We start from the raw sequence: 2,345 nt of genomic DNA on the forward strand, positions 1-2,345 counted from the left end.
ACAACCGCTCATGTCAGATTTTTTGTTTCCTACCCTTCTAGCATAACTGGGGTTATATTTAATTGCAAGCCCCTAAGGACGATCGCGCTCTCAACAAAATGCTGGATACAGCCGATAATTTGGGCGGCTGCGTGCAGTTCTTTGACGATTTTGACAAGGGTTTTTCTGGCTGGGAATCAAATGCTGATGGCGGTGTAGCTAGGCGGCTGTCGCAGAAATTGCTCACCTGGATGCAGGAACATGAGAGCCCCGTGTTAATGTTAGCTACTGTTAACCGCTTAGAAATGCTGCCGGCTGAACTTATCCGCAGATTTGACGACGGCGGAATCTGGTTTGTGGATTTGCCACACAGCGGCGCTCGCTATGAGATTTTCAATTTGCACTTAGCTAAGTATTTCCCAGAGCAGTTTGGGGAAGGAAAAGAGAATCTTTGGAGTGACAGGCAGTGGTATTCGCTACTATCTGATTATGCCGGAGCAACGAGTGCTGAAATTGCGATCGCAGTTAAACGCTGTGCTGAACGAGCCTATTGTGAAGGGCGACCTGGTAAAATTGAATTGGCCCATTTGCGTTATCAGAGAACTCAGTTTGTGCTATCGTCTGAGCGTTCTTCTGAAGATATCCAGGGGATTCGCAACAAAGCGTCCTTTGCTCGGCCTGCTTCTGGGGGCGATCAATCTAAATTTGCGGCGGCAGAGCAAGAATTATTCGAGTATCGGCCACCTGCTTACGAGAAAACTTGAGTGTACGATCGACAGCAATAGCAGGGTTTTATTGGCACCGAAAATCAATTCCAAGATTTCTGCCGCATTAGATGGTGCGGTGCAAACAAGAGAAGTATTCGCATCTTACTCTTATTACTTCGGACGCATTTATCTCGCTATTGCTAAAAACCATTGTGGGATACAATACATCGGTGTGATATAGCTATCAATTCCCTTCAATCTCCTTCGACTTCCACAAGCAACTGATCAACCCGCAAACTCGGATGTTCGCCAAGCAGTCGCCAACAATATCCCTCAATCGTATTAAAGTTAGCTATTTTTTTCTCTAGTTCCTCTGCTCCTTTTTGCAGCAGTGCTAGCTAAAATTCAAATCTATCCATGTTTGATTCGGAGATGGCTGATTGGCTACTATAGCCTTTCTCAGAAATATGAGGTATCATGTTACTGACACTCACTCGTGAGGATCAAACAGAGAAAATCAGATCAAATCAACTAGAATTACATGGTTCACTAAAGCCACGCGAAAGCGATACCACACATAATAGCATTTGTTTGACAGCACGATATGCTTGACTCATAACACGTTTACTTATACTCCTCTTCATACATTAGTAAAAATGAAAGCTTATTCGATTGATTTTAGGCAAAAAATCCTTGATACTTATCATACTGAACCGATTTCACAAAAAGCAATAGCTAAACGTTTTTCTGTAGCCCTCAGCTTTGTACAAAAATTGCTTAAACAATATCGTGAAACAAAAAACATTACTCCCCGAACTGACCGATGTGGGGCCAAAGGCAAACTGAATGCAGAGCAACTACTCATCGAGTGCCCAATTGATTGAAGAAAATAATGATGCAACTCTTGAAGAACTTCGTTATTTACTTTATGGGAAAATTGGATTTTCCCTGAGTATATCGACAATAGCAAGAATGATAAAACTCTTAGATATTACTGTCAAAAAAAAACTCTCTTCCCTTCAGGCAAAGGCACCGACCGAGTTCAACTCCTGCGATGTGAGTTCTGGCAAAAAATCAAAGAGATTAATTTGAAAGACTTAATATTCATTGACGAATCAGGAGTTAATTTGGCAATGGTTAGGTTGTATGCTAGAGCTTTGAAAGGTCAAAGAGCCCAGGGCCCAAGACCAACGAAACGTGGCAAAAATGTCTCAATAATTGGAGCCATGTCAGTCAAGGAAATCTTGACATCGGTTAATCTAATAGGCGGGACTGATGCAATTACATTTGAAGCTTTTATTATCAGAAAACTTGTGCCAAAACTATGGAAAGGGGCTTGTGTAGTCATGGATAATTGTTCTATTCACTTGGGAGAATAAGTGAAAAAAGCTATCGAAAAACAAGGGGCAAGATTAATATACTTATCACCTTATTCACCAGATTTTTCACCAATAGAAAATCTCTGGTCAAAACTTAAAAATATTCTCCGTTCTATCAAGACTACTAATTATCAAGAATTAGCTAAAGCCATAGATTTGGCGTTCAGTCAAGTTACATCATCAAATATTTTTAACTGGTTTACACACTAGACCTCCTGCGAAAATATCAAGTACTCGCCTGTTGTAATGATAAATACAGGTCATAATTGTAAATTCCTGC

General features: G+C 40.9%; 1 protein-coding gene and 1 pseudogene. Both read left to right on the forward strand.

Annotated elements, in window-relative coordinates:
* The first annotated feature begins 62 nt into the window (after window positions 1-62).
* A complete protein-coding gene (locus tag QUA58_RS31100) occupies window positions 63-743 on the forward strand; it encodes an AAA family ATPase (protein ID WP_333397981.1) in 681 nt (226 codons plus the stop codon).
* A gap of 599 nt (window positions 744-1,342) precedes the next feature.
* Window positions 1,343-2,275: pseudogene (locus QUA58_RS31105) on the forward strand (IS630 family transposase).
* The last annotated feature ends 70 nt before the right edge of the window (window positions 2,276-2,345 follow it).

This window comes from Microcoleus sp. N9_A1 (genome assembly GCF_036701795.1).
GTDB lineage: Bacteria > Cyanobacteriota > Cyanobacteriia > Cyanobacteriales > Microcoleaceae > Microcoleus.